General features: G+C 64.8%; 21 protein-coding genes. 11 read left to right on the top strand and 10 right to left on the bottom strand.

Going from position 1 to position 22740, the window contains the following annotated elements:
• Nucleotides 1-238: 238 nt before the first annotated feature.
• The 3 genes from purH (at nucleotide 239) to C8J46_RS02460 (ending at nucleotide 3827) form a co-directional block, all read left to right on the top strand.
• Nucleotides 239-1801, top strand: coding sequence for a bifunctional phosphoribosylaminoimidazolecarboxamide formyltransferase/IMP cyclohydrolase (purH, locus tag C8J46_RS02470; protein ID WP_132734712.1), 1563 nt, complete (start codon nucleotides 239-241; stop codon nucleotides 1799-1801).
• A 317-nt stretch (nucleotides 1802-2118) separates the two neighbouring features.
• Nucleotides 2119-2457, top strand: coding sequence for a P-II family nitrogen regulator (locus tag C8J46_RS02465; protein ID WP_056053652.1), 339 nt, complete (start codon nucleotides 2119-2121; stop codon nucleotides 2455-2457).
• An 11-nt stretch (nucleotides 2458-2468) separates the two neighbouring features.
• A complete protein-coding gene (locus tag C8J46_RS02460; protein ID WP_132734710.1) occupies nucleotides 2469-3827 on the top strand; it encodes an ammonium transporter in 1359 nt (452 codons plus the stop codon).
• Between the two features lie 739 nt (nucleotides 3828-4566).
• On the opposite strand, the gene C8J46_RS02455 is transcribed toward C8J46_RS02460, so the two are convergent.
• Genes C8J46_RS02455 through recQ form a run of 3 tightly spaced genes read right to left on the bottom strand, consistent with a single transcriptional unit; the run spans nucleotide 4567 to nucleotide 7156 of the window.
• Entirely contained in the window at nucleotides 4567-4965 is a 399-nt protein-coding gene (locus C8J46_RS02455) for a hypothetical protein (protein WP_132734708.1), read from the bottom strand.
• Complete coding sequence (locus C8J46_RS02450; protein ID WP_056053640.1) at nucleotides 4962-5390, bottom strand: TIGR01244 family sulfur transferase; 429 nt, start codon at nucleotides 5388-5390, stop codon at nucleotides 4962-4964. The genes C8J46_RS02455 and C8J46_RS02450 overlap by 4 nt, the downstream gene beginning before the upstream one ends.
• Nucleotides 5387-7156: a DNA helicase RecQ gene (gene recQ / locus C8J46_RS02445; protein ID WP_132734706.1), complete on the bottom strand. Its 1770-nt coding sequence runs from the start codon at nucleotides 7154-7156 to the stop codon at nucleotides 5387-5389. Before recQ ends, C8J46_RS02450 begins: the two co-directional genes overlap by 4 nt.
• Nucleotides 7157-7326: 170 nt before the next feature.
• Between recQ and C8J46_RS02440 the strand changes: the two genes are divergently transcribed.
• Nucleotides 7327-8400, top strand: a complete 1074-nt coding sequence (locus C8J46_RS02440) for a type I restriction endonuclease (RefSeq protein WP_132734704.1) — start codon at nucleotides 7327-7329, stop codon at nucleotides 8398-8400.
• A 445-nt stretch (nucleotides 8401-8845) separates the two neighbouring features.
• On the opposite strand, the gene C8J46_RS02435 is transcribed toward C8J46_RS02440, so the two are convergent.
• The gene (locus C8J46_RS02435) at nucleotides 8846-10675 is read right to left on the bottom strand and encodes an ABC transporter ATP-binding protein/permease (RefSeq protein ID WP_132734702.1); all 1830 of its coding nucleotides are present in this window, start codon (nucleotides 10673-10675) and stop codon (nucleotides 8846-8848) included.
• Between the two features lie 134 nt (nucleotides 10676-10809).
• On the opposite strand from C8J46_RS02435, the gene C8J46_RS02430 reads away from it, so the two are divergent.
• Nucleotides 10810-11040: a hypothetical protein gene (locus C8J46_RS02430; protein ID WP_132734700.1), complete on the top strand. Its 231-nt coding sequence runs from the start codon at nucleotides 10810-10812 to the stop codon at nucleotides 11038-11040.
• Nucleotides 11041-11111: 71 nt separating this feature from the next.
• Here C8J46_RS02430 and C8J46_RS02425 read toward each other — a convergent pair whose 3' ends face one another.
• The 4 genes from C8J46_RS02425 to crtY all read right to left on the bottom strand — a co-directional run bounded on the left by C8J46_RS02425 (nucleotide 11112) and on the right by crtY (nucleotide 15664).
• Entirely contained in the window at nucleotides 11112-12059 is a 948-nt protein-coding gene (locus tag C8J46_RS02425) for a phytoene/squalene synthase family protein (RefSeq protein ID WP_132734698.1), read from the bottom strand.
• A gap of 184 nt (nucleotides 12060-12243) precedes the next feature.
• On the bottom strand, nucleotides 12244-12825 hold the full coding sequence (locus C8J46_RS02420; RefSeq protein ID WP_132734696.1) for a TIGR00730 family Rossman fold protein: 582 nt from the start codon (nucleotides 12823-12825) through the stop codon (nucleotides 12244-12246).
• A 197-nt stretch (nucleotides 12826-13022) separates the two neighbouring features.
• Nucleotides 13023-14501 carry a phytoene desaturase gene (locus C8J46_RS02415; RefSeq protein ID WP_132734694.1) on the bottom strand — a complete coding sequence of 493 codons (1479 nt, stop codon included), beginning with the start codon at nucleotides 14499-14501 and terminating at the stop codon, nucleotides 13023-13025.
• On the bottom strand, nucleotides 14498-15664 hold the full coding sequence (gene crtY, locus C8J46_RS02410) for a lycopene beta-cyclase CrtY (RefSeq protein WP_132734692.1): 1167 nt from the start codon (nucleotides 15662-15664) through the stop codon (nucleotides 14498-14500). Before crtY ends, C8J46_RS02415 begins: the two co-directional genes overlap by 4 nt.
• Before the next feature lie 214 nt (nucleotides 15665-15878).
• Here crtY and C8J46_RS02405 point away from each other — a divergent pair, with 214 nt between their 5' ends.
• A complete protein-coding gene (locus C8J46_RS02405) occupies nucleotides 15879-16436 on the top strand; it encodes a GNAT family N-acetyltransferase (protein ID WP_132734690.1) in 558 nt (185 codons plus the stop codon).
• On the opposite strand, the gene C8J46_RS02400 is transcribed toward C8J46_RS02405, so the two are convergent.
• Together C8J46_RS02400 and C8J46_RS02395 are read right to left on the bottom strand one after the other, a co-directional pair.
• Nucleotides 16420-16608 carry a hypothetical protein gene (locus C8J46_RS02400; protein ID WP_132734688.1) on the bottom strand — a complete coding sequence of 63 codons (189 nt, stop codon included), beginning with the start codon at nucleotides 16606-16608 and terminating at the stop codon, nucleotides 16420-16422. The two genes, C8J46_RS02405 and C8J46_RS02400, sit on opposite strands and share 17 nt — an antisense overlap.
• A gap of 489 nt (nucleotides 16609-17097) precedes the next feature.
• Entirely contained in the window at nucleotides 17098-17508 is a 411-nt protein-coding gene (locus C8J46_RS02395; RefSeq protein WP_132734686.1) for a hypothetical protein, read from the bottom strand.
• Nucleotides 17509-17957: 449 nt separating this feature from the next.
• On the opposite strand from C8J46_RS02395, the gene C8J46_RS02390 reads away from it, so the two are divergent.
• From C8J46_RS02390 to C8J46_RS02370, 5 genes are all read left to right on the top strand, one after another.
• The gene (locus tag C8J46_RS02390; protein ID WP_132734684.1) at nucleotides 17958-18758 is read left to right on the top strand and encodes a sterol desaturase family protein; all 801 of its coding nucleotides are present in this window, start codon (nucleotides 17958-17960) and stop codon (nucleotides 18756-18758) included.
• The gene (locus C8J46_RS02385) at nucleotides 18688-19113 is read left to right on the top strand and encodes a DUF2141 domain-containing protein (RefSeq protein WP_347812370.1); all 426 of its coding nucleotides are present in this window, start codon (nucleotides 18688-18690) and stop codon (nucleotides 19111-19113) included. Before C8J46_RS02390 ends, C8J46_RS02385 begins: the two co-directional genes overlap by 71 nt.
• A gap of 69 nt (nucleotides 19114-19182) precedes the next feature.
• Complete coding sequence (locus C8J46_RS02380) at nucleotides 19183-20046, top strand: MipA/OmpV family protein (RefSeq protein ID WP_132734682.1); 864 nt, start codon at nucleotides 19183-19185, stop codon at nucleotides 20044-20046.
• Between the two features lie 491 nt (nucleotides 20047-20537).
• Nucleotides 20538-21560, top strand: coding sequence for a ferritin-like domain-containing protein (locus C8J46_RS02375; protein WP_132734680.1), 1023 nt, complete (start codon nucleotides 20538-20540; stop codon nucleotides 21558-21560).
• A 52-nt stretch (nucleotides 21561-21612) separates the two neighbouring features.
• Nucleotides 21613-22662 (top strand): ferritin-like domain-containing protein, encoded by a 1050-nt coding sequence (locus C8J46_RS02370; protein ID WP_132734678.1) that lies wholly within the window; start codon nucleotides 21613-21615, stop codon nucleotides 22660-22662.
• Nucleotides 22663-22740 lie beyond the last annotated feature (78 nt).

Here is a 22740-nt window from a genome sequence, read left to right as displayed (position 1 = left end):
AGTTTGAAGACTTACGCTCTCCAACCCACCTCAGTCATCCTGACGAAAGTCAGGACCCAGGATACCAAGCGACTCCCTTCGTGGCTCTGGGTCCTGACTTTCGTCAGGATGACGGGAAGAGTGAGAGTGAGAGCGAGAGAAGAGTGAGAGCGAGATCAGACAAGGCTCGCCCCCTGTTCCCCGACGTCAACCAACGCTAAGGCACCGCCGTACGGCGACTCCCGACGAAAGACCCCTCATGACCAGCATCCCGATCAAGCGCGCGCTCCTGTCCGTCTCCGACAAGACTGGGATCGTCGATCTCGGCAAGGCGCTGGCCAGCCATGGCGTAGAACTCGTCTCGACCGGCGGCACCGCCACCGCCCTCCGCGCGGCCGGCCTCGAAGTCCGCGACGTCAGCGAACTCACCGGCTTCCCCGAAATGATGGACGGCCGCGTCAAGACGCTCCACCCGATGGTCCACGGCGGACTGCTCGCGGTCCGCGACGACGCCGGCCACGCCGCCTCGATGGCCGAGCACAAGATCGGCGCGATCGACCTCGTGATCGTCAACCTCTACCCGTTCGAGGCCACCGTCGCGAAGGGCGCCGACCGCGACACCGTGATCGAGAACATCGACATCGGCGGCCCCAGCATGGTGCGCTCGGCGGCCAAGAACCACGCCTATGTCGCGATCGTGACCGACCCCGCCGACTATGCGCTCGTCTCCGGCGGCACGACGACGCTCGACGACCGCAAGAAACTCGCCGCGAAAGCCTTCGCCACCACCGCCGCCTATGACTCCGCGATCGCGACATGGTTCGGCACGGTAGATCAGGCCGAGGAATTCCCCGCCACCCTGCCGATCACGCTTAAGCGTGGTGACACGCTTCGCTACGGCGAGAACCCGCACCAGTCCGCCGCCTTCTACACCGCAACCGGCTCGGTCCAGGGCATCGGCCAAGCCCGCCAGCTCCAGGGCAAGGCGCTCAGCTACAACAACCTCAACGACGCCGACGCCGCGCTCGAACTCATCGCAGAATTCCGCGACGCCGAGCCCTCGGTCGTGATCGTCAAGCACGCCAACCCCTGTGGCGTCGCCACCGGCGCCACGCTCGCCGAAGCCTATGCCGCGGCGTTCGCCTGCGACACCGTCTCCGCTTTCGGCGGCATCATCGCCGTGAACCGCACGCTCGACGCCGAGACCGCGCGCCAGATAACCGGCATCTTCACCGAAGTCGTCGTCGCCCCCGACGCCGACGAGGACGCGATCGCGCTGTTCGCCGCCAAGAAGAACCTTCGCTTGCTGCTCACCGGCGACCTCCCCGATCCCGCGCGCCTCGGCCTGACGGCAAAGTCGATTGCTGGCGGCTGGCTCGTCCAGGGTCGCGACAACGGCACGCCGGGTGAGCTGAAGGTGGTCACCTCGCGCCAGCCGACCGAGCAGGAACTGATCGACTGCCGCTTCGCCTGGACGGTGGCCAAGCACACCAAATCCAACGCGATCGTCTACGCCAAGGACGGCAGCACCGCGGGCATCGGTGCGGGCCAGATGAACCGCCTCGAATCCGCGCGCATCGCCGCGTGGAAGGCGAAGGACGCGGCGGACAAGGCCGGCTGGTCGACCCCGCGCACGATCGGCTCGGCGGTCGCGTCGGACGCGTTCTTCCCGTTCGCGGATGGGTTGCTGGCGGCGGTGGAGGCCGGCGCGACGGCAGTGATCCAGCCCGGCGGCTCGATCCGCGACGCCGACGTCATCGCGGCAGCGGACGAAGCCGGCCTCGCGATGGTCTTCACCGGCATGCGCCACTTCCGCCACTGAGTTCGACATGGGGCTGGGGGCAAGCAAACCCCGTCGCCCCACCCACCCCGTCGCCCTCCCACTCCGTCATGCCGGGCTCGTTCCGGCATCCACGGTCCCGCAAACCAAACGCTCGTGAGTACGCGGCGCGGTGGATGCCGGAACAAGCCCGGCATGACGGAAAGATAGCTGCCCGTTTTTCGAGCACCCGCACCGCACTGCACAAGTTTTAACCGCCAATTCCCCTCTGCGCGCCCCCGCAAGCACACCTCACCCCTCCACACCGCAACTGGCACGCACATTGCGAGGCCCCTTCCGTAACAAGGGGAAGGGGCGCGATGAAACTCGTCATTGCCATCATCAAGCCGTTCAAGCTCGACGAGGTGCGCGAAGCGCTCACCACGATCGGCGTGGCGGGCATGACGGTCACCGAGGTCAAGGGGTTCGGCCGTCAGAAGGGCCAGACCGAGATCTACCGGGGGGCCGAATACAGCACCAACATGGTGCCGAAGATCAAGATCGAGGTGGTCTGCGCCGCCAGCCTGTCCGACCGCGTGGTCGAGGCGATCCAGGCATCGGCCAACACCGGCGCGATCGGCGACGGCAAGATCTTCGTGCTCGACGTCGGCCAAGCCGTGCGGATCCGCACCGGCGAAACTGACGATTCAGCGCTCTGAGGGGGGACATGATGAAGCATGACATGAAGACAGCCGCCTCGGCGGTTCTGGGGTTCGGCGCGGCGATGATCGCCGCCGCACCCGCTTGGGCGCAGGACGTCGCGGCACCCGTGGCCCCGGTCGTCGCGCCCGTGGTGGCGACCGTGAACAAGGGCGACACCGCCTGGATGATGACGTCGACGCTGCTGGTTTTGATGATGATCGTCCCCGGCCTCGCGCTGTTCTACGGCGGTCTCACCCGCGCCAAGAACATGCTGTCGACGATGACCCAGATCGGCGCGGTCGCGTGTCTCGCGATGCTGCTGTGGGTGATGTACGGCTACACGATGGCGTTCGGCGACGGCGGCGGCGAGTATATCTCGGGCTTCGGCAAGGCACTGCTTCGCGGCATCACGCCCGACTCGACCGCGGCCACCTTCACCGCAGGCGTCGCTATCCCCGAATATGTCTTCATCTGCTTCCAGATGACGTTCGCCGCGATCACCGTCGCGCTCGTGCTCGGCTCGGTGGTCGAGCGGATGAAATTCTCGGCGGTGATGGTGTTCGCCATCGTCTGGCTGACGATCGTGTACTTCCCGGTCGCGCACATGGTGTGGGCATCGGGCGGCAAGTTCTTCAAGATGGGCGCGCTCGATTTCGCCGGCGGCACCGTGGTGCACATCAACGCCGGTGTCTCGGCACTCGTGGCGGCGCTGATCCTCGGCAAGCGGATCGGCTATCCCACCGATCGTATGGCGCCGCATTCGCTGACGATGACCGGCATCGGTACCGGGCTGCTCTGGGTCGGCTGGTTCGGCTTCAACGCCGGCTCGGCGCTCGAGGCGAACGGTTCGGCTGGGCTCGCGATGCTCAACACCTTCGTCGCCACCGCCTCGGCGGGCCTCGCCTGGATGCTGATCGAGCGCGTCAACGGTCACAAGGGGTCGGCACTCGGCTTCTGCTCGGGCATCATCGCCGGCCTCGTCGCGGTCACGCCGGCAGCCGGCAACTCGGGCCCGTTCGGCGCGATCATCCTCGGCGCGGTCGCCTCGGTGGTCTGCTATTACGCAGTGACGGTCCTCAAGCCGAAGCTCGGCTATGACGATGCACTCGACGCGTTCGGCATCCACGGCATCGGCGGCATAATCGGCGCGATCGGCACCGGCATCGTCTACTCGCCAGCGTTCGGCGGCCCCGGCAAGCCCGATTTCGACATGGGCCACCAGTTGTTCGTCCAGGTCGCGGCGGTCGCCACGACCATCGTCTGGGCGGCTGTCGGCACCGTCATCGCGATCTTCATCGCCAAGGCACTGACCGGCTTGCGGGTCTCCGAGGAAGTCGAGCGCGAAGGCCTCGATCTCGGCGAGCACGGTGAACGCGCCTACGACTAGTTCGGTAGCGGGCCGACCGAGCTCGCACCCACGACGTTCCTCCTGCGGACAACCTTGGCTCGGTGTGGCAACACACCGGGCCATTTTTTTGGTCGATCGAAGTGATACTTCGATCGAGTCCAAAGGGGGCGTGAGCATACTATGTTCTCCCGCGAAGGCGGGAGCCCAGGACCAAGCAAAGCGACGACGGTCAAATCCCCCTCCCGCTTGCGGGAGGGGTTAGGGGAGGGGCCGACGTACGTACCGGCGTCCGGCTTATGAGGCTAACCCCTCCCCCGCCCCCCCCCGCAAGCGGAAGGGGAGCAGAGGAGTGCCGTCTCCCCGCATCGGTCGACACTCAAGTCCTAAGCGCAGGCACCACCCCGGCGAAGGCCGGGGCCCAGTTGGAAAGGTCGTGGTAACGAAGGGCAACCGTCACTAGCACCGTTGCCCAACTGGACCCCGGCCTCCGCCGGGGAGGTGTTTCCGCCAAGCGATTGTCCTTAAGGAATATTGCCTCGAGTTGATTTCCTCAGCGCAGACTCCCACCCCAACCCGTTCGTGCTGAGTAGCGACCGAGTAGCTCCGTCAGGAGCGTATCGAGGGCGCGTATCGAAGCACAGGCCCCGAGTGCCAACTTGTCCTTCGATACGCCGCTTCGACAAGCTCAGCAGCTACTCAGGACGAACGGAGGGGGAGAGCGGGGTGAGAGAGAGGGGACGGGGACGCGTAAGCAGCAACCCCAGTCAAAAACGCGCGCCTAAACCCGAACGCTCTTCGGCGCCAACCGGCGGATATCCAGCACGTCGACCTGCGCCAGCATCACCGCCCCCAGCGCCTTGTCCCCCGTCTCCACCAGAATCCCCTCGCGGGTCGCGCGCACCGTCCGCCAAGACACCTCGCGCACCGCCAGCCGCTTGCCAATCCGCTTCACCGCAGCAACCCGCCCGTCATCCGCGATCGCCAGCGCGCCCTGGCCATCGGCACCCACGACAGCGCCCGCCACTGCAAACCCGGCAAGCTGCGCCTGCGCCGCGTCCGCCACCTCTTCCGGAGTCTCGATCTTAACGACCCGCCGCATCCGAACGACTACCCAGCCCAGGCCGGCGAGCAGCAGCACAACGACGGCCACGATGCCGCCGACGATCGCAGGCGTCATCGCGGCCCTGCGAGCGCATCCAGCATCGGTCGGATTCCGCGTAGGTCATAGCCAGCGTCCTCGGCCTGCGCCAGCAGCAGGTTCGGATTCCGCCCCGCCTTCGCCGCCGCCAGCGCCCACAGATTGCAGCTCCGCGTCCCCGACCGGCAATAGGCGAGCACGGGCCCGTCCGAATCCGTCAACGCCTGCGTCATCGCGTCGATCTGCGGATGCGAGAACCCCGCATGCGTCACCGGGATCGAAACATATTTCAGCCCAGCCGCTTCCGCCGCCGCGCGGATCGCGTCACCCGAAGGCTGCCCCGCATCCTCGTCGTCCGGCCGATTATTGACGATCGTCTTGAAGCCCGCCGCGGCGATCTCCGCGACCTGCTCGACCGCGATCTGCGGCGCGACCGAAATACTTTCGTTGATGTGCCGTATCATGCGAGCTCGCGGACAACCTGGAGGAAGGCATCCCCATAGGCGTCGAGTTTCCGCGCGCCAATGCCTGATAACAGGCTGAGCTCGGCACGCGACGACGGCCGCTGCCGCGCAATGTCACGCAGCACCGAATCGTGGAAGATCACATACGGCGGAACGCCCGCTTCCTTCGCCAGATCGCGCCGCCGCACGCGCAACGCCTCGAACAGCGGATCGTCGACCGGGTTCGGCGTAGCGCCCACCGCCCCCTTGCGCCGCCGCTCGCGCTTGGGCGGCACGACGATCGACACCGCCGCCTCGCCCTTGAGGATAGCCTTCGCCGCCGGCCCGAACTCCAGCCCCCCATGCGGATTGGTCCTGAGCGCATCCTTCAGCATCAGCGCCCGCGACACGGGCTTCAGCAACGCAACCTCGTCGCCATCGACGATCCCGTACACCGACAGCGCCTCATGCCCGTTCATCAGGCTCCGCTCCGACGACACCCCGGTCAGGATACCCTCGATATAGCCGACCCCGTACATCTGCCCGGTCCGGAACACCGCCGACAGGAATTTCCGCGCCGTCTCGGTCGCGTCGACCGCATCGACATTGCCGAGGCAATTGTCGCAATTCCCGCAATCCTCGAGCCGCTCCTCGCCGAAATGCTTGAGCAGGATCCGCCGCCGACACCCTGCCGTCTCGACCAGCCCGCCCATCGCCGTCAGCCGCTGCCGCTCGCCCGCCTGCCGCTCGGGCTCGACCTCGCCGATCCGCTGCCGAGCCCGCGCGAAATCCTCCGCACCCCAGAACAGGTGCGCGATCGCCGGGTCGCCGTCACGCCCCGCGCGCCCGGTTTCCTGATAATAGGCCTCGATCGATTTCGGCAGCCCGGCATGGCACACGAACCGGACGTCGGGCTTGTCGATACCCATCCCGAACGCGACCGTCGCGCAGATCACCATGTCCTCGCTCGCGACGAAATCCGCTTGGTTCTTCGCGCGCACCTGCGGATCGAGGCCCGCATGATACGCTCGCGTCGGCCGCCCGCTCCGCCCCAGCGCCTCCGCCAGCTTCTCGGTAGCCGCCCGCGTCTGCGCGTACACAATGCCCGGTCCCGGGATCTTCTCCAGGATATCCGCGATCTGCCGGTTGACGTTGTCGCGCCCCGAAATCGCATAGCGGATGTTCGGCCGGTCGAACCCCGACACGATCAGCCCCTCTTGCGAGATCCCCAGCTGCTCTAGAATATCAGCCCGCGTATGCGCGTCTGCCGTCGCCGTCAGCGCCAGCCGCGGCACGTCTGGAAATCTATCGAGCAAGGGCCGCAGCAACCGATAATCCGGCCGGAAGTCGTGCCCCCACTCACTCACGCAGTGGGCTTCGTCGATTGCGAAGAGCGACAGTTTGGCCTGGCTCAGCAGGTTGCGAAAACTCTCGTTCGAAGCCCGCTCCGGCGCGACATACAGCAGGTCCAGGTCGCCCGCCCGAAACCGCGCGATAGTCTCCTCGCGGTTCGTATCGACGCTCGTCAAAGTCGCCGCCTTGATCCCAACCGCTGTCGCCGCGCGCAATTGGTCATGCATCAACGCGATCAGCGGCGACACGACCACGCACGTCCCCTCCAGCATCGTCGCCGGCAACTGGTAACACAGCGACTTCCCCGCGCCGGTCGGCATCACCGCCAGCGTCCGCTGCCCGGCGAGCACTCGGTCGACGACATCGCGCTGCACGCCACGAAAATCGGGAAAACCAAAGATACGCTGGAGATCGGGAAGGGGGTCGAGTGCCATCGACCCGGACCTAGGGTTCGTTCCCCGCCGCCGCAATGCATGATCCGCGATCCTGCCCGATCCTGCCGCTTTCACGACTAGATCGAAATCGGAGCAGATTGTTTCGGTACCGTCATGGACCACCCGAACTTCCCTGCGCATCCTCCCCCGTTCAATCCGGGGGGACGCGCATGGAACTGAGTATCAGGCTGGCCGAGCTGCAGAAGCGGACGATCGAACACCGCGAGGTTCTGCTGACCGAGGAAGCGGCGAAGACCGCGCTGGTGATGCCGTTCCTGCAGTCGCTCGGCTACGACGTCTTCAACCCGTCCGAGGTCGTTCCCGAATTCACCGCCGACGTCGGCACGAAGAAGGGCGAGAAGGTCGACTATGCGATCTGCGCGGGCGGGAAAGTGTCGATCCTGATCGAGTGCAAGCCCTCGTCGGTGCAGCTCAACGTCAACCATGCGGGCCAGCTGTTCCGCTATTTCAGCGTCACCGATGCGCGGCTAGCGGTGCTCACCAACGGCGTCGTCTACCAATTCTACTCGGACATCGAGCGCCCGAACAAGATGGACGACAAGCCCTTCTTCACCTTCACGATGGACGCGATCAAGCCCGGCGACATCCGCACGCTCGAGAAGTTCACCAAGGCCGCATTCGACATCGACAAGATCGTCCAGGAGGCCGGCAACCTCAAGACGCAGTCGCTGATCCGCCTCGAACTGGAGAAGGAGTTCGCCGAGCCGTCGGACGAGTTCGTCCGGATGATGGCGCAGCGTGTCCATGGCGGGCGCCTGACGACGGCGATCAAAGACGGGTTCGCCAAGCTGCTCGCGCCAGCGATCGCCGCGCTGATCCGCGATTTCGTCAACGAACGCCTGTCGTCCGCACTGAAGGCGTCGAGCCCGGTCGAGGACCTGCCGCCGGGTGCGTCCGACGACCCCTCCGACGGCGACGGCATCGTCACCACGCAGGAGGAGATTTCCGGCTTCCACATCATCCAGGCGATCGCCTCGCGACTCGTCGACCCGAAACGCGTGATCGTCCGCGACGCGAAGTCGTACTGCGCGATTTTGCTCGACGACAACAATCGGAAAACGGTCGCGCGGATGCATTTCAACGGGATGACCACCAAGTATCTCGGCATGTTCGCGGGCAAGGACGAGACGCGGCATCTGCTGTCCGACCTGACGCACATCTACCAATATTCGAGTGCGATCGAGGCAAGGTTGCGCGAGTTGGATCCCTCGATCCCGGCGTAGTCCGGCATGGAATGAAGCAACGCCTCACTTCCGTTCCCCCGCGAAAGCGGGGGCCCAGGACCAAGCCGTGCCATCGCCCCTGATTCCTGGGCCCCCGCGTTCGCGAGGGAACAGAAGCGTTAGTGCACTCCGCGCTACTCGCCGTTAGCGCTCCACCCAGCACCCAACCACCACCCACCCCGGCGAAGGCCGGGGCCCAATTGGAAAGGTGGCAATAACGACGCGCTGCCATCAGTTAGCAACGTCCCCCAATCGGGCCCCGGCCTTCGCCGGGGGGTGGCGGGGGTGAGTCTACTCTCCGTCATGCCGGGCTCGTTCCGGCATCCACCCGTCCCAGAGCTCGAAACGTGAGAGTGCGCGGAACAGTGGACCCCGGAACAGGTCCGGGGTGACCGAGAATAGTGTGGCGAGTGTTCGCCGTTACAACAACCGCGGTGGGCCGCCCCTACTCCGCCGCCAACGCCCCATCGTCATCCCCCGCGCGCTCCTGCGCCTGCCGGTTCCACATCTCCGCATACACGCCGCCCTGCCGCAGCAGGTCCGCATGCGTCCCCTTCTCGACGATCCGCCCCGCCTCGAGCACGACGATCTGGTCCGCATGCACCACCGTGGAAAGCCGGTGCGCGATCACGATCGTCGTCCGGCCGCGTTCGATCGCCTCCAGCGTATCGAGGATCTCCGCCTCGGTCCGGCTATCCAGCGCCGACGTAGCCTCGTCCAAAATCAGGATCGGTGGGTTCTTCAACAGCGTCCGCGCAATCGCCACGCGCTGTTTCTCGCCACCCGACAGCTTCAACCCGCGCTCGCCCACGCGCGTCTCATACCCCAGCGGCTGGCGCTCGATGAACCCCGCAATCGCCGCACCCTTGGCGGCAATTTCGACCTCAGGCATCTCCGCCCCCTCGCGACCATAGGCGATGTTGTACCCGATCGTGTCGTTGAACAGCACCGTATCCTGCGGTACGATCCCGATCGCCGCGCGCAGCGAAGCCTGCCGAACCTCGGAAATATCCTGCCCGTCGACGGTAATCCGCCCGCCCGTCAGGTCGTAGAACCGGTACAGCAACCGCGCGAGCGTCGACTTCCCCGCCCCCGACGGCCCGACCACCGCCAGCGTCGATCCCGCCGGCACGTCCAGTTCCAGGTCACGCAGGATCGGCCGCCCGGCGTCATACCCGAACGACACCCCCTCGAACCGCACATGCCCCGCGCTCACGGCCAGCGCAGGCGCACCCGGCGCATCCACCACGGTCGCGGGCGTATCGATCAGGTCGAACATCGCCGCCATGTCGAGCGCACCCTGCCGGATCGTGCGATACACCATCCCCAACAGGTCGAGCGGCCGGAACAGCTGCGCCAGCAGCGTCGACACGAACACCACGTCGCCCGCCGACGCCTCGCCGCGGCTCCACCGCCACACGACGAAGCCCATGCCACCCGCCAGCATCACATTGGTGATCAGCGCCTGGCCGAGGTTCAGCCACGCGAGCGAATTCTCGCTCTTCACCGCAGCCTCGGAATACGCCGTGATCGCGCTGTCGTAGCGCCGCGCCTCACGCTCCTCCGCGCCGAAATACTTGACCGTCTCGAAGTTCAGCAGCGAATCCACCGCATGCGCGACCGCGCCGGTATCGAGGTCGTTCATCCGCGCCCGCAGCGCATTGCGCCAGTCGGTCACCATCCGCGTGAAAAGGATGTAGCCGACCACCATCACCACGGTCGCGACGACCAGCGGCCAGCCGAACTTGGTCCAGAACAGCCCGAGCACCAGCACCAGTTCGAACACCGTGGGCGCGATGTTGAACAGCAGAAAATACAACATCGTATCGATGCTCTTGGTGCCGCGCTCGACCACCTTGGTGACCGCACCCGTCCGCCTGGACAGGTGAAAATCGAGGCTCAGCGCATGCAGATGCCGAAACACCTGCGCCGCCAGCCGCCGCGACGCATCCTGCCCGACGCGCTCGAACACCGCGTTGCGCAGATTGTCGAACAGCGTCGTCCCGAACCGCGACGCCGCGTACCCGACCACCAGCAGCACGACGAGCGTCAGCGCGGTACGGTCGTTCCCCGCCATCCGGTCGACCGCGTATTTCAGCGTGAACGCCGCGCCGAACACCTGGATCAGCTTCGACGCGATCACGAGCAGCATCGCGACGACGATCCGCGCCTTCAGCTTGGGCTGCCCCGCCGGCCACAGGAACGGCAGGAAGCGGCGGAGCGTCGGCAGCAACGGCTGGTCCGCGCGGGTGGAGGTGTACGTATCGGGTGGCATGGATCGATGCGATGTAGGCGCAGTCAAGCCCCGGCGAAAGCAGTTGGGGGAACAATCCTGCCGCTTCGTCGCTTTTATCGGTACGTCCTGCCGCAACGGCACGCTCGTAATTGGCCCCGCAACCGGAGAGTGAAATGGAACCGCTGTTCTACGTCATGGCGATCATGGGTTGCGGCGACGGCAACGTGAACTGCACCGAGGCACGCGTGATCCCGGCGCGCTACGAGACGATGGCGCAGTGCCGCGCGGCGTTACCCGACCAGCTTGCGCAGAACACCGACGTTCCCTACCCGATGATCGGCGCGAATTGCCGTGCGAGCGGCATGGCCATGGCGAAGGTCGGCAAGGCCAAGCCGCAGGGCTAAACTGTTTCCGCGAAGGCGGGGACCCCGACTGGACTCCCGCCGTCGCGGGGAAACAAGCTACACGCCGGTAGTTAGCGAGGCCGCGTCCACAACCGCGCATCCCTCGGCGCTCGCGGATACAGCGTATTCCGCCGCGCCGCCTCCCGTGCCGCCTTCGCGATAAATCCCAGTTTCTGCATCCCCGACGTCGTCACCCGGTGGTCCCACGCATGCTCGCCCCGAGCGGCCACGGTCCGCCCGATCGCGCCGTAAATCCCCGCCGCCGACAGCACCGCCCAGGCCGAGCGGAACGACAGCGCCGGCGTCCCCTCGCGCGCACTCGTCTCGAACGCCGCAGCCCGATCCGCCATCCGCTTTGTCAACACCGCGAGCCGAGACCGAAACGGCGGCTTCATGTGCTGCCCCGGCGGAAAGTCCATCTCGACCAGCCAGTCCTCGGGCAGATAACACCGCCCGACCCGGTCATCCTCCTCGACGTCGCGCGCGATATTGGCCAGCTGGAACGCCATCCCCAAATCGCACGCACGATCGAGCGTATCCTCGTCGTCCGGGTCGACGCCCATCGCGATCGCCATCATGCACCCGACGACGCCCGCGACATGGTAGCAATATTTGTAAAGGTCGTTCTCCGACCGCGGCCGCCACTCGCGCGCATCGAGCGCAAACCCCTCGACCAGATCGCGCGCGAACCGCTTCGGCAGCCGGGTTTCGGCGGCGAAGATCCGCAGCGCATCGAACGCCGGTTCGCCGACGATTTCGCCTGCCAAGGCCTGCTCGGTCATCGCCGACAGCGCAACGAGCCGGGCAGGGGCATCCTCGACCACGGTCATGCCATGGCCATGATCCTGCCCATCGGCGATATCGTCGCACCGCCGGCACCACGCATATAACAGCCAAGCCCGCTCGCGCGTCGGCTTGTCGAACAACAGGCTGGCCGCCGCAAAACTCTTCGACCCGCGCGAAATCGATTCGTGCGCGGTAGCCACGATCGCCTCGCGGGAGGGGACGGGGTGGGTCACGACCTACCCCCCAGCGCTACCACCATTGCAGGCACCACCCCGGCGAAGGCCGGGGCCCAGTTGGGGGACATCAATTGGCTGGCGCTGCGCGTCGTTACTGCAACCTTCCCAACTGGGCCCCGGCCTTCGCCGGGGTGGCGGCGAACATTGGGATGGCGGCAGGTGATGGAGTGAGCCGTCAACCTCACAAATCCGACGCGTTCATCCGCACGATCGGCTGCGTCGGAACATGGTCGGCCATCCGGTCGAGCAGCACGTCCAGCGTATCCGCCACGATCAGCAGATCACGGTGTTGCGGCCGCAAAAACCCAACCTCGCCCATCTTCTCCCAGAACGCGATCAGGTGATCGTAATACCCAGCGGTATTCAGCAGCCCGACCGGATCCGCATGATACCCAAGCTGCGCCCAGCTCAACGCTTCCCACAGTTCGTCCATCGTCCCCGTCCCGCCCGGAATCGTCACGAACCCGTCGCTGAGATCGGTAAACATCTGCTTGCGCTGATGCATGCCGGTCACGACATGCAACTCGGTCAGCCCGCGATGCGCAACCTCCGCATCCACCAGCGCCTGAGGAATAACGCCGATAACCTCGCCACCGCCCTCCAGCGCGGCATCCGCGATCGCGCCCATCAGCCCGGTCCGCCCACCGCCATAAACGAGGCCAATCCCCCGCGTGGCAAACGCGAGCCCCAGCGCCCGAGCGCCCTCGATATAGACAGGATCAGCCGGCGTCGCCGACCCGCAATACACAGCAAGTCTCTTCATCCTGCCTCGCTAGGGGATGCGCGCAGGGTGCGGCAAGGGAAGATTTTGTTCGCGCAGAGGCGCAGAGGCGCGGAGATGTAGCGCTGGTCGCGCAGCAACTGCCCGATCACCTTCGACGAACAGATAGTTGTGTCTGCCGACCGAAAAACCGGATGCAACAATCTCCGCGCCTCCGCGCCTCTGCGCGAACAAATTTCTTACTTCTCGCCCTCAAGCATCAACCGAGCAGTCGCCTTCGCACTCCCGACAACCCCCGGAATCCCAGCCCCCGGATGCGTCCCGGCGCCCACGAAGTACAAATTCGGAATATGCTCGTCGCGATTATGCACGCGGAAATACGCGCTCTGCGTCAGCACCGGCTCCAGCGAGAACGCGCTACCCAGATGCGCGTTCAGATCCTGCGCGAAATCCTTCGGCGCGTACGAGAACTTCGTCACGATCCGCTCATGGATGTCCGGGATCAACCGCCGCCCGATCTCGTCGAGGATGCGCTTCTCCAGGATCGGCGCGATCTCGTCCCAGTCGACCGGGAACTTGCCCAGATGCGGCACCGGCGCCAACGCATAGAAGGTCGAATGCCCCTCGGGTGCCAGAGACGGATCGGTCACCGTCGGATGATGCAGGTACAGCGAAAAATCCTCGCTCAGCACGCCGTGGTCGTAAATGTCCTCGAGCAGCCCCTTATAGCGCGGCCCGAACAGGATCATGTGGTGCGGGATGCCCGGCCACGTACCCTTGATCCCGAAATGCACCACGAACAGCGACGGCGAATATTTCTTCCGCTCGAGCGACCCCGTCTTGCGCTTGGCGCTGCGCGAGGTCGCCAGCAGGTCGCGATAGGTGTGCATGATGTCGCTGTTCGCGGCCACCGCATCCGCCTGACCCGACCAGCCGCTCGCCGTCGTCACACCGGTCGCGCGGTCGCCCAGAGTCTCGATCGACGTCACCGGATCGTCGAGCCGCAGCACGCCGCCCAGCCGCTCGAACTGCGTCACCAGCGCCGCCACCAGACGGTTGGTCCCGCCGCGTGCGAACCACACCCCGCCGTCGCGCTCCAGCTTGTGGATCAGCGCATAGATCGCGCTCGTCGTCATCGGATTGCCGCCGACCAGCAGCGTATGGAAAGACAACGCCTCGCGCAATTTCTCCGACTTCACGAAGCTCGACACGATCGAATAGACCGACCGCCACGCCTGGTATTTCGCCAGCGCCGGCGCCGCCTTGATCATCGACCCGAAGTCGAGGAACGCGACATGGCCGAGCTTTTCATAGCCCTCGTGAAACACCCCGGCGGAGTAATCGAGGAACTTCAGATAGCCTTCCCAGTCGCCCGGATGCAGCCGCTCGATCTCCGACCGCATCAGCGTGTCGTCGTTGGTGTAGTCGAAGTTCGTCCCGTCGGGCCAGTTCAACCGGTAGAACGGGAGCACCGGATCGAGCGTCACGTCCTCGCTCATGTCGCGCCCGGTCAGCGCCCACAATTCGCGCAGGCAATCCGGATCGGTGATCACCGTCGGCCCCGCATCGAACGTAAAGCCGTCGCGCTCCCAATAATAGCCGCGTCCGCCCGGTTTATCGCGCGATTCGACGATCGTCGTCTGCACGCCCGCGGATTGCAGCCGGATCGCGAGCGCCAGCCCGCCAAACCCTGCGCCGATGACTATTGCGGTCTTCATGATGACATACTGCCTGCGATGGCGCGGACGGCGCGCACGATGGGGACGGGGGGCTTGCCGGTCAGAACGCGCGCCTTGTCGGCAAGGGTCGAACGTCCGGCATAGAAACGGCCGATGAGCGATGGTGAGAGGCGGTAGAAGCGCTCGAGGATGCGGTAGCGTTCCTCTGGTTCCGCCGCGCGGAACAACATCGTGTCGAGCATCCGGTAGAAGCCGCGCGACTGCCACGTCGCGCGCGCCATCGCATGCGTCGCGTCGTGGAGTTTCGCTCCTGAGAAATCATTGCGCCCCGCCAGCATCGACGCGGTCCGCACCGCGTCGGGCAGCGAATACCCGGTGGTGGGGTGGAACATCCCTGCGCGCATGCCAGCTTTGGCGACATGCGCGCCGCCCGAGCGCCAATAGGCCTCGAAATCGCCGCCCATCGCGACCGGCAGCACGCCGGACTCTTCGCGCACGACGTTGTCGACCGACCAGCCGCGCGCCGCGACATACGCGTCAATCCGATCGCCCAGCACCGGGATATCGAGATCGGGCGTGTCGCTATAATAGGTGTCCTCGACGAACATCCGGTCCGCGCTGAACGGCAGGCAATAGACGAAGCGATACCCGTCGATCTGCGGAATGGTCGCGTCCATCACCATTGGCTTTGGCGCCTCGTGCGGCGCGCTCAACGCGAGTTCGCGCCCGAGGAACTTCTGCCATGCGAGATCGAGCAGCGACAGGTCGCCGGGTCCGCGCGCGTCGATCACGCCGGTGGCTTCGATCCGGTCGCCATCCGCCAGCACCACCGCGGTTGCACTCGCCCCCGACACCTTCCGCCCGAGCATCAGCGCATGCGCAGGGAGCACCCGGCGGACCTCGTGGTCGAGCCGCTCGCTCTCGATCGAATAATAGGTCTCGTCGATCGTCCGCGCATGCGCTGGAAAGCGCACGTCGTAGCCCTGCCACGCATGCACCACGAGCGGGGCGACGATCCAGCGATCTCCTTGCGCCACGTCGCTGCCGAAGAACGACCACAGGTGATTGCCGCCAACGACCTGCGCGGAGTCGATCAGTCGCACGTCGAGCGCAGGATGCTTGGCCTTGAGCGCCAGCGCGATCATCCCGCCGGCCAAACCCGCGCCAACGATCGCGACGTCGCAGGAGATCGTCGATGCCATGCCTCCGACTAGCGCAAAGCGAGAGGCTCGAAAACAACCTTTGCAAACCAATCACCGCCGAAGACAACCTGCATCGTCGGGAGGGCGGGTGAGGGGGCTGACATATGATCCTCCCCCGCCGGGGGAGGATCGAAGGATTGCGGCGCCTTTGCCGTGAGAAAGGCGAGGGCAGGGGGTGTTCCCCTCCACCCACCAATGCCGCTAGCCTGCCTCCATGCGCACACTCACATCCGCCCCGACACTCACCACCGCCCGCCTGACCCTGACCGGCCACGCCGCCACCGATCTCGAAGACTGCGCGGCGATGTGGGCCGATCCGCGCGTCTACACGATGATCGGCGGCCAGCCACGATCGCGCGAAGACGTCTGGATCCGTCTCCTGCGTGCGATCGGCCAATGGACGCTGTTCGGGTATGGCAGCTGGGTCGCGCGCGACGCAGCCGGCCGCCTGATCGGCGAACTCGGCCTGATGGAAGCGCGACGGGCGATTGAACCCCCAATCGACGCGACTCCCGAAGTCGGCTGGACCCTCACCGGCGATGCGCAAGGTCAGGGCTACGCCTCCGAAGCGCTCGCCGCGATCCTCGCCTGGACCGACGCGCGTATCCCCGCGACGACCTGCATCATCGACCCCGCCAACGCTCCCTCGATCCGTCTCGCCGAACGGCTAGGCTATCGCCTGCGCACGCAAGGCACGTACCGCGATGCGCCGATCCTGATCTTCGACCGCACCGCGCGCCGAGAGGATCCCGCGATCAGCGCTGCGCAGTAACGACCGGTTTCTGCACCGAGGCGATCGGCATCGGATCGCCCGCGCGGTCGTAGAACGCCATCAACACCAGCCCCAGGGCCAGGATGCCGCCTGATATCACGTAGATCAGCCCCTTCTTGTTATTGCCCGTATCCAGGTCGGTATCCCCGCGCGCGGCGCTGTGGTCTGCCATGCATCACTCTCCGAATAGGCAGGTCATCCTGCTCTGACACGAAGGCTATCACGATTCCGAGCGCTGCATAGAGCCTATTGCAACGGTAGGAGGGTCGCCCGGATAACGTACCAAGCCTCGGCACCCGCGGAAGGCAGGGTATGTCGAGATGCAGGCGGCCCCAAAGGAACTTGCCCGGACGAACCAGGCCAGCATGTCCTCTACATATCCCGGTTGCGGATCTCGGTCCCAGACGCGCCTCGCCGTCACCACCCCTTTTATGGATTGACGGCATACCTGCCCCAAACCGCCGAATGCGTCCGAAGGGTCGATGTGCGCCTCGAGACTATGTAAACTGACGGAAATCGACGTTTATAAGTATGGATGGCGGGCAGCAATGCCTCTGGCCGTTACCGCCCATGACACCCGCTCGGAATTTGCCGCATACAGATCGGTCATAACCGACGTATGCCGCAACGCATTTCGAACGGGTGCCACGACATCGCGGGCTTAGTTGGCCGTGACCGTAAAGAACGGATCATAGGAATATGTCTTGCCCGACATCGAAATGTTCAGGCTGTACTGGTATTTTGCAGATGCCGTTCCCTCATTGATGACGCATGTCCAGTAATCGACGCCCGCAGGTGTTTTCTGCTGTTCGAGATTCTGGAAGATTCCGTCGTTGACGCACTGTCCGGTGAACCCGGTGATCGCGATATTGTCGCTCGGATTGATCGGGTAAATCGTCCAGACGGGTACGTCGCCCGCGTCGCACGGCGTGTTCAATTCGTTCCCTGCTTCGGCCGTACCTTCATACCCGGTCGTATCGATCATATATAACCCCTGGGTTATAGTCGTTCCGCTCGCAGTGGACTGTGCAGTTTCGACGTCAACGGCAATCATGATGTTGATCGTGGACATGCTTTATCTCCTAAGCTTCTTGTTAGAAGATAATAGATCAGCATCAATTACGACTCTAATCAAATGTGCGGTCAATGTTCAATTCGGATTATGTTGTTAGATATCTACGCAATTTGAGAAAATAACTACTGAATAAATGTAAATCTATTTAAACAATTCATAATTAATGAACGCGTCAATTTTATTAGCATGTACTTCGGCGCCAGAATAAGTCTTTTGATCACCAGGCTTTAACCGGCGCTACGCTGGCTGGTGCTAGCAGGGTATGCGGATGGCGCGCTTCGGAACACTATTGTTCCATCGCCGATACGCTATGACGGCCCCCTGAAAACCGATCGGTATCGGTTCGATTCGGTGGCTCGGTCCGTTCCGGCAATATCGACTCCGATCGATGGGCCCCAGCCGGTTATGCCATTACCCAAAACCCCGAATTCCCGTATAAGCCCCTCATGAGGCTCGCCATCGTCCTCTCCGCGATCGCGATGACCGCGATCGTCGGCATCCGGTATCTCATCGTCTCCGGCGCGTTCGCAGCCGCGACGCGCGCGCGTCATCCCGGGCTCTATCGCGGGCTCGACGCGCAGATGCGGCGCGAGATCTGGTGGAGCATCGCCTCGGCGGCGATCTACGGCGGGCCCGCAGGGATTGTCGCCTGGGGCTGGCAGAATCGCGGCTGGACGCAGATTTACCCCGACGTCCACGCCTACCCGCTCTGGTATCTGCCGGTCTCCGTGCTTGCCTTCCTGTTCGCGCACGACACCTGGTTCTACTGGACGCATCGCTGGATGCATCGGCCGAAGCCGTTCAAGCTCGCGCACGCGGTGCATCACGCCAGCCGCCCGCCGACCGCGTGGGCGGCGATGGCGTTTCACCCGATCGAGGCGATCACCGGTGCTGTGATAATTCCGCTACTGGTGTTCCCAATTCCGATCAATGTCGGCGCACTGGGTCTGGTACTGACGATCATGACCGTTATGGGGGTAACCAATCACATGGGGTGGGAGGTTTTCCCCCGGTTCATGTGGCGGGGCGCACTGGGCGGCTGGCTGATCACGGCGAGCCATCATCAGCGCCATCACGAACAATACGGGTGCAACTATGGCCTCTATTTCCGCTTTTGGGATCGGCTCTGCGGCACCGACAAGGGACTCGGCGACTTCACCAAGGCGCACGCTAAAGCTGCCGCTCGTAGTAGCGGGCACGCTGGCATGGCTGACGCTGGCAGCGGCGGCTCCCGTCACGCGGCTTGACGTCGAGATCGACAATCTCCGCTCGGCAAAGGGCATGATCCGGATCTGCCTCACCGCCGACCCGGACAATTTCCCCGCCTGCGTCGACGATGCCAATGCGCTGACCCGGTCGATCCCGGCAAACGTCCATACCACCAGCTTTCCCGGCCTGCCGCAGCGCGGCTATGCGCTCGCGGTCATCCACGACGAGAACAGCAACGCGAAGCTCGACACGATCGCGGGGATCCCGCGCGAAGGCTATGGATTCTCGCGCAATGCCGCCGTCCGCTTCGGTCCGCCGCGCTTTTCGGCGGCCCGGTTCATGGTCGCCGGTGATGCCGAAATGCAACAGGTGAAAATGCGTTACATCTTCTGACCGATCGTAACGGACCGAAAACGAAGGCGCTGCGTTTTGCGCTGGAACCTTTTTGTCCGGAGCATTTCCTTGCGCGCATTCTCTTTCTTCACGTCTGCCGCAATCGCGGTGCTTGGCATCGCCACGCCCGCCTTCGCCCAGACCGACCCGAACCCGTCGCCGACGATCACCGATCCCAAGGACAATAACCGCGTCACGGTCGCGCTCGGCGTGGTGTCGATGCCCGATTACGAAGGTGCGGACAGCAATTCCTTCACCCCCGCCGGCGCCTTCGTCGGCACGGTGCGCGGGCATGACTTCTTCCTCCGCGGCACGCAGCTCTATTTCAACCTGATCCCGAACACGGGTGAGGTCGGCACCAATTTCGAGCTGGGCGTGATCGGTGGCGTCCGCCGCGACCGCACCGGCGATATCGACAACCGTCAGGTCCGCGCGCTCGGCAAGATCGATACCGCCTATGAACTGGGTGGCTATGTCGGCGTCGCCCGGACCGGCGTCATCACCAGCGACTATGATACGCTCACCGCGCGTGTCGCCTATGTTCATGACGTCTCGGGCACCTATGACAGCTACGTCATCACGCCGCAGGTGAATTACACCACACCGCTGTCGGTTCGTACGCTCGTCTCGCTCGGCGTCGCCGCGGATTACGCCGGCAAGGGCTTCGGCCGGACCTATGCGGCGGTGACGCCGATCGGTACGCTCGCCAGCGGCCTGCGGACCTATGACGTCAACGATAGTGGCTTCCGCCGCGTCAACGCATCGCTGTTCGTGGTGCAGAGCCTGTCGGGCGACCTCCGCCACGGTTTCGGCGTCGGTGCCGGCGTGCTCTACGGCCGCATGGTCGGCAAGTACAAGGACACCCCGATCGTCGCCGACGTGGGCAGCGCGGATCAGTGGCTCTACGCGCTGGGGCTGACCTACACCTTCTGATCTGAGGCCGGCTGATCCGAGGCTGGCCGATCCGAGGCCGGCCCAAATGATACTGGGCAAACTTCGAGACCCATCGATCCTCCCCCTGGCGGGGGAGGATCGTGTGGTTCGAACGTCCGCATTCCAGCACATCGTGTCCGAGCGGCTTCCGGAAGCGCCAACCCCAAGCGTCACTCCGCCACGCTAACCAACCAAGCGTGCGAACTGCCCAGCCGGAGCTTCCGAAGCTCCCGCAACCCAACCCCCCGAGCGCCTCGCAAGATCACCCCGCCGCCGCTCCACCACACCTGAAAATTATTTCACAGCATTGCCGTTAAGGCTGCGTCCATTTCCCGCTTGCGTCCGTTACTCAAGCTGGACGGCATCATTATGCCCGCAATAGAGCGCGTTACGAGTTGGGCCTTGGCGACAGGGTGTTACTCTCATCGGTCCGGATTGTTCGATTGTTTCAATAACTCCGACGTCTGCAACTACAAGGGGAGGACCCTGATATGACCGAGAGCGTGCACCTGATCGAAGCCCTCGATGCGCGAGTTGAACGGCGCAGCGAGCGGCGTGAATTCTTCAAGACTGCGCTCGGCGCCGCTGCGGTCACCGCGGCCGGTGCGACCGCATTGTCCTTTTCCAGCTCGGCGGCGGCGCAGACCATCACCGACGCGGACGTCCTGAATTTCGCGCTCAACCTCGAATATCTCGAGGCGCAATTCTATTCCTACGCCGCCTATGGCACCGGCCTCGACAACAGCCTGCTCTCGGGCATCGGCACGCAAGGTGCCGTCCGCGGTGGTCGCCAGGTCAACTTCACCGATCCAATCGTGCGCCAGTATGCACGTGAGATCGCGCAGGACGAGATCGCCCACGTCAAGTTCCTCCGCACCGCACTCGGCACCACCGCCGCCGTCGCGCAGCCGGTGATCGACGTCAGCGTCTCGCCGACCAGCGCCTTCTCGGTCGCGGCCCAGGCCGCTGGTCTCGTCCCCGCCGGCACCGCGTTCGATCCCTATGCGTCGGACGAGGCATTCCTGCTCGGCGCGTTCATCTTCGAAGACGTCGGCGTGACCGCATACAAGGGCGCCGCCCCGCTGCTCACCAGCAAGGCGTACCTCGAGGCGGCTGCCGGCCTGCTCGCGGTCGAGGCGTATCATGCCGCGATCGTCCGCACGACGCTGTACGGCAAGGGCATCGCGACGCCGTCGCTGCGCACGTCCGCAGATGCCATTTCGAAGGCGCGCGACAGCCTCGACGGCGGTGGTGCGAACACGACGATCTTCGGCACCAACGATATCGACCAGGGCATCTCGTCGTACAGCGCGACGCCGATCAACCTCGCCACCACGCAGGCGGCAGTGACCGTGTCGAACATCGTCCCGCTCGACAGCAACGGCGTCGCCTACAGCCGCTCGGCCAGCCAGGTGCTCAACATCGTCTATCTCAACAGCGGTGCAGCGTCGGCAGGCGGGTTCTACCCGAACGGCATGAACGGCAACATCAAGACGAGCACCGCGGCAGCCTGATCTCAATCGGCCTCGCCCAACGCTCTTCTTCGCTATTCAGGGGATTAACCCAATGACCGATTTCAATACCAAGCTGGAAATATTCGACGCGATCGCCAGCCGTCGCAACGAGCGCCGCAGCTTCCTCCGCTTTGCCGGTGGCTCCGCTCTCGCCATCGGCGGCGCAAGCCTGCTTTCGGCATGCGGCAACGACGATTCCGATCTCGCACCGACCCCGACTCCGGGACCGGCGCCGGTCGCCGCGCTCAACGACGCCGACGTGCTCAACGTCGCGCTGAACCTCGAATATCTCGAAGCGCAGTTCTACGCGTTCGCGGCATTCGGCGTCGGCCTGAACGCCAGCCTGCTGACCGGCATCGGGACGCAGGGCGCAGTCACCGGCGGCGCACAGGTGCCGTTCCAGGATGCCGTGGTGCGTGAATATGCACGCGAAATCGCGATCGACGAAGTCGCGCACGTCGCCTTCCTGCGCACTGCACTCGGCAGCGCAGCCGTCGCTCAGCCGGCGATCGACATCTCGGTCGGCACGGCAGCCGCACCGGGCGCGTTCACGGCGGCCGCCCGCGCGGCTGGCGTCATCGGTGCGACGGGTGTGTTCAACCCCTATGCCGACGACAACAGCTTCCTGCTCGGTGCGTACATCTTCGAGGACGTCGGCGTGTCGGCCTACAAGGGCGCAGCACCGCTGATCGCCAACAAGACCTATCTCGAGGCCGCCGCCGGCATCCTCGCGGCAGAGGCGTATCACGCAGGCCTCATCCGCACGATCCTGTACCGCAAGGGTCTGCAGACTCCGAACGGCACGCCGGCGCTCATCACCGCCGCGAACCAGATCAGCGACGCGCGCGACAGCCTCGACGGCACCGTCACCAACACGACGACCGGCGTGATCGGCGACGACGATCAGGGCATCACCGGGTCGGATCCGACGATCTCGAACATCGTGCCGACCGACGCCAACGGCCTGGCCTACAGCCGCTCGGTCGCGCAGGTGCACAACATCGTCTACCTGACGCCCACTGCGAAGATCGGTGGCGGCTTCTTCCCCAACGGGACCAACAACCGCCTCGATTCGCTGCGCACGAGCGGCGCCAACGCGTGATCGTCGTCACGAACTGAAACAGGAAAATCCGGGTCGCGGCGCTCATCAAGAGCGTCGCGGCCCCTCGTTTGGGGAACG

Source organism: Sphingomonas sp. PP-F2F-A104-K0414 (genome assembly GCF_004340945.1).
GTDB lineage: Bacteria > Pseudomonadota > Alphaproteobacteria > Sphingomonadales > Sphingomonadaceae > Sphingomonas.
Note: the sequence above shows the minus strand (reverse complement) of the source record. Positions and strands in the feature narration are given on the sequence as shown.

What these genes read in the sequence shown, in the direction of transcription:
- purH (WP_132734712.1), top strand. Translation starts at nt 239, where the DNA reads ATGACCAGCATCCCGATCAAGCGCGCGCTCCTGTCCGTCTCCGACAAG.
- C8J46_RS02465 (WP_056053652.1), top strand. Translation starts at nt 2,119, where the DNA reads ATGAAACTCGTCATTGCCATCATCAAGCCGTTCAAGCTCGACGAGGTG.
- C8J46_RS02460 (WP_132734710.1), top strand. Translation starts at nt 2,469, where the DNA reads ATGAAGCATGACATGAAGACAGCCGCCTCGGCGGTTCTGGGGTTCGGC.
- C8J46_RS02455 (WP_132734708.1), bottom strand. Translation starts at nt 4,965, where the DNA reads ATGACGCCTGCGATCGTCGGCGGCATCGTGGCCGTCGTTGTGCTGCTG.
- C8J46_RS02450 (WP_056053640.1), bottom strand. Translation starts at nt 5,390, where the DNA reads ATGATACGGCACATCAACGAAAGTATTTCGGTCGCGCCGCAGATCGCG.
- recQ (WP_132734706.1), bottom strand. Translation starts at nt 7,156, where the DNA reads ATGGCACTCGACCCCCTTCCCGATCTCCAGCGTATCTTTGGTTTTCCC.
- C8J46_RS02440 (WP_132734704.1), top strand. Translation starts at nt 7,327, where the DNA reads ATGGAACTGAGTATCAGGCTGGCCGAGCTGCAGAAGCGGACGATCGAA.
- C8J46_RS02435 (WP_132734702.1), bottom strand. Translation starts at nt 10,675, where the DNA reads ATGCCACCCGATACGTACACCTCCACCCGCGCGGACCAGCCGTTGCTG.
- C8J46_RS02430 (WP_132734700.1), top strand. Translation starts at nt 10,810, where the DNA reads ATGGAACCGCTGTTCTACGTCATGGCGATCATGGGTTGCGGCGACGGC.
- C8J46_RS02420 (WP_132734696.1), bottom strand. Translation starts at nt 12,825, where the DNA reads ATGAAGAGACTTGCTGTGTATTGCGGGTCGGCGACGCCGGCTGATCCT.
- C8J46_RS02415 (WP_132734694.1), bottom strand. Translation starts at nt 14,501, where the DNA reads ATGAAGACCGCAATAGTCATCGGCGCAGGGTTTGGCGGGCTGGCGCTC.
- crtY (WP_132734692.1), bottom strand. Translation starts at nt 15,664, where the DNA reads ATGGCATCGACGATCTCCTGCGACGTCGCGATCGTTGGCGCGGGTTTG.
- C8J46_RS02405 (WP_132734690.1), top strand. Translation starts at nt 15,879, where the DNA reads ATGCGCACACTCACATCCGCCCCGACACTCACCACCGCCCGCCTGACC.
- C8J46_RS02400 (WP_132734688.1), bottom strand. Translation starts at nt 16,608, where the DNA reads ATGGCAGACCACAGCGCCGCGCGCGGGGATACCGACCTGGATACGGGC.
- C8J46_RS02395 (WP_132734686.1), bottom strand. Translation starts at nt 17,508, where the DNA reads ATGTCCACGATCAACATCATGATTGCCGTTGACGTCGAAACTGCACAG.
- C8J46_RS02390 (WP_132734684.1), top strand. Translation starts at nt 17,958, where the DNA reads ATGAGGCTCGCCATCGTCCTCTCCGCGATCGCGATGACCGCGATCGTC.
- C8J46_RS02375 (WP_132734680.1), top strand. Translation starts at nt 20,538, where the DNA reads ATGACCGAGAGCGTGCACCTGATCGAAGCCCTCGATGCGCGAGTTGAA.
- C8J46_RS02370 (WP_132734678.1), top strand. Translation starts at nt 21,613, where the DNA reads ATGACCGATTTCAATACCAAGCTGGAAATATTCGACGCGATCGCCAGC.